A 2,655-nucleotide genomic window follows, 5' to 3' on the forward strand; every position below is an offset into this window, starting at 1 on the left:
CCGAGCAGGCCAAGCGCGAGCTCGACGATGCCCGGCGGCAGGTTGCGGAGGCGCGCCGGCAGGCGGAGGATGCGGCCCTTCAGGTCGAGCAGGCAAAGAAGCAGGCCGCGCTGGACGCGCAGCAGCAGATCGAGGCCGCAAGGCGCGAACAGGAACAGCGCGAGCGGGAGCGACAGGCCACACTCGCCGCGCTAACTCCGCCGGCTGCGCCTGCCCCTGCGTCGGTTGTCGTGCCGGCAATGGATCCGGCGGATATTGCACGCCTGCTCCAGGCCCATCTGAAGCGCGTCGGCTGCGATCCCGGGACCACCGACGGTGCCTGGACGGCGCCGTCGCAAAAGGCGCTCGACAATTTCAACCGAAACGCCGGCACCAGATTCGACGTCAAAGTTGCCAGCCTCGATGCGCTCGATGCGGTGCGCGGCCGGCCCGATCGTGTCTGTCCGCTGGTGTGCGCCAAGGGACAAAAGGCAGAAGGCGATCGTTGCGTCCAGATCGTCTGCGACGGCAATGACGTGCTGGATGCCCAGAGCACGTGCCGCCGGCGTCCCGATCCGCCGCCGCAGAAGCCAAAGGCGGTATCGCGCCAGGAGCCGAGCCCGCGCGGTCGCGCACGTCCGTCCGGCGGAGCCGATTCATGCGGAGGCAGCTGTGAGGGTGATTGAGACCGGTGCCGAGAGCACGGTGCTTCGGCAGCTCACAGGCTGGGAACGACGTTGACGTTGACTTTCAGATTCAGGAACGTGCGCTTGCCGGCGCCGTCCTCGAAGTAGAGTCTGCTCTCGAAATGGTCGCTGCCGGTAAAGCCGGAATTCGGCCGGTACACAGCCTTCGTCGAGTTGACCAGGCTGTAAGATCCGTTCGCCGGAGAGACGACGACGTCCTGGCCCACGAACGGACCCAGGGATTGGAAATTGAACCCGCAACCGCGGTCTTGCGCGACCCGCATCGGGATGACGACATTACAACCCTGGCAGATGTTGAAATGCGGGCGACGGCAAGCTGCGTTGGCATTCAAGCCGTGGGCGTTTCCGTAGCTCTTGTAGCCCGGGCGCATCTTGTCGGCGCTCGCAGTGCCGGAAAGAAGCAACGAGGCGCTGGTTACAATCGACAATACAACTGTCATGAAAGGACGGATCATTCTGAAAACCCCTTGGCGGCCAACGAAGCAAAAGCGATTTATGCCGACATAGAAGCTCAAGCGCCCCGGGGAGGCAAGTATCTGCGGAAGGTTGCTGGACAGCTTCCCAATGCCATGCCCCTTCCACTATCATTTCGAACAGGGAGTCGCCCGGCAGGACACTGCGCGGCGGCAACCGTCTCGCCTGACGGCCGGGCCTGATGTGTGATCGATGGCACAGACCCGAGGGCGGACCGCTATCGAAATAGTACTCATATCGATTGCAGCCACATTGCTGACGCGTGGAGCGAAGCCTGCATCATGATCCGATTGAGCCCTTCAGTCCCGATGTTGCGTTCAAGCCGGTTGGTCTGCCGGCTTGCGCTGTCGATGTTGTGGATGCTGGCAGCGGCGACGACCGCGCAGGCCGACAAGCGAGTGGCGCTGGTCCTTGGTGTGTCCAACTACCAGAGCGTCGCGCGGCTGGCCAATCCCGACAACGACGCCGCCGCCATCAGCGACGTGTTCAAGCGGATGGGGTTCGATATCGTGGAGCTTCGCCGCGATCTCGGCGTCATCGAGATGCGGCGGGCGGTGCGCGATTTTGCTGCGGTTGCCGCGGATTCCGACATGGCCGTGGTCTATTACGCCGGTCACGGCATCGAGGTGAACGGCGCGAACTTCCTGATTCCGGCAGATGCCAGGCTGCAGAGCGATTTCGACGTCGAGGACGAGGCGGTCCCGCTGGACCGGATTCTCCAGGCGATAAATCCGGCGAAGCGGCTGCGGCTCGTCATCCTCGATGCCTGCCGCGACAATCCGTTTGCAGAGCGGATGACACGCAGTGTCGCCACGCGTTCGATGGGCCGCGGCCTCGCCAAGATCGAGCCCGCCACGGCGGATACGCTGATTGCGTTCGCCGCCAAGGCCGGCGCGGTCGCCGGCGACGGCGACGGTGCGCACAGCCCGTTTGCGACCGCGCTCCTCAATCATTTGGCGACACCGGGCCTCGACCTTCGCCTGACGCTTGGCCGGGTTCGCGACGAGGTGCTCAAGAGCACGGGGCGGCGGCAGGAGCCCTTCGTCTACGGATCGCTCGGCGGCGACACCGTGGCGCTGGTGCCGCTGATTGCCCCAAAGGTCGATCCGGACGCGGAGTCCCAGCGAGACTACGAATTTGCGGCGCAGATCGGCACAAGGGAGGCGTGGACCTCGTTTCTCGGCGTTCACGGTAGCGGCCCCTACGCTGTGTCTGCTCATGCGGCCCTCGACAAGCTGGATGCGGCGGAGAAGGCCCGTGAAAAGGCAGACCTGCTGAGGCGGCAAGCCGAACAGCAAGCCAGGCAGAAGAACGAGGATGTCAAGAAGCAGATCGAGGAGCAGGCTGCGCGCCAGGCCGAGCAGGCGAAGCTCCAGGTCTCAGAACAGGCCCGGCGCGATCTGGAGAAGGAGCGCCAACGCATCGCCGAGCAGGCCAAGCGCGAGCTCGACGATGCCCGGCGGCAGGTTGCGGAGGCGCGCCGGCAGGCGGAGGA

General features: G+C 64.9%; 2 protein-coding genes and 1 pseudogene. 2 read left to right on the top strand and 1 reads right to left on the bottom strand.

Going from position 1 to position 2,655, the window contains the following annotated elements:
- Positions 1-665, top strand: a pseudogene (locus IVB13_RS13430) (hypothetical protein); the annotation flags it as partial.
- A gap of 32 nt (positions 666-697) precedes the next feature.
- Here IVB13_RS13430 and IVB13_RS13435 read toward each other — a convergent pair.
- Positions 698-1,141 carry a hypothetical protein gene (locus tag IVB13_RS13435; RefSeq protein WP_204512507.1) on the bottom strand — a complete coding sequence of 148 codons (444 nt, stop codon included), beginning with the start codon at positions 1,139-1,141 and terminating at the stop codon, positions 698-700.
- 327 nt (positions 1,142-1,468) lie between these two features.
- Between IVB13_RS13435 and IVB13_RS13440 the strand changes: the two genes are divergently transcribed.
- A partial coding sequence (locus tag IVB13_RS13440; RefSeq protein WP_247489127.1) for a caspase family protein occupies positions 1,469-2,655 on the top strand: 1,187 nt, incomplete at its 3' end.

Source organism: Bradyrhizobium sp. 17, from assembly GCF_023073515.1.
GTDB classification, from domain to species: Bacteria; Pseudomonadota; Alphaproteobacteria; order Rhizobiales; family Xanthobacteraceae; genus Bradyrhizobium; species Bradyrhizobium canariense_D.